The organism is Nocardia heshunensis (assembly GCF_054782115.1).
The window spans coordinates 1-711 of the sequence record NZ_BAAGTC010000051.1 but is presented as its reverse complement, the minus strand read 5'-3'; the positions used below and the strand labels follow the sequence as shown (position 1 = coordinate 711).

At 39.9% G+C, this 711-nt stretch carries 2 protein-coding genes; both read right to left on the bottom strand.

Annotated elements, in window-relative coordinates; genetic code table 11:
• The coding region (locus ACYVN4_RS45105; RefSeq protein WP_460730476.1) for an Arm DNA-binding domain-containing protein at positions 1-336 on the bottom strand (336 nt) is incomplete at its 3' end.
• A 172-nt stretch (positions 337-508) separates the two neighbouring features.
• On the bottom strand, positions 509-711 hold a 203-nt coding region (locus ACYVN4_RS45100; protein ID WP_460730474.1), incomplete at its 5' end, for a hypothetical protein.

Genomic DNA, 711 nt, shown 5'->3' with positions numbered 1-711 from the left:
GTAGTATTCTCGCGTTACCAGATTCAAGCGGAGCTCTTTAAAATACCCCTTGATGATGCCATGTGTATATTTGTAGTGGTTAAGAGTTTGTTCTTCAACGTGTGGAAGCTTGTAGGTGGTGAACCATTTCTCAAAGTAATCGGCGAACGTTTCTCTTGTGGTGGCCTTGCCGATAGATTCGTTGAACTTAGTCTGTTCGATCGATATGGCCCATTCTTCGGCTTGAGTTTTCCGCAGAAAACCGGACTTAGTTTGGTACTTACGCTCACCGGTCATTTGATCAGTGTAGCTGATTCTTGCAGTCCATGTTTTACCGCGCTTTTGATAGCTTGCCATTTTAATTATCTCCTTAATTTTAAATCACCTAGGCGGGTAGATTTGTGATTAAGGTTGTGGCATCACCTCCTTTAATTTATAATTAATTATGTAAAAAGGGTGTACTTATCCCTTGAATCTTATATGTTGAGCGCATCCCATTATCTTGGCGGGTAGGGGGATGCGTTTTTTATTATCTATTTCGCCAATCAGCTAACTTAGCTTTCAGCATTGAGATGAAAGCAGAGCAGATTTCTAACATGAAAGTTGCTTCGGCCAAATCAATTTTATGTTTTATCTCTGTTTTAGGGTGTCTAATTCCACCGTCACTAGCATAACCATAAAGTTTGCTCATTGCTTCTAGGTAGGCAGGATGTGTTTCAATAAAGTCATTAT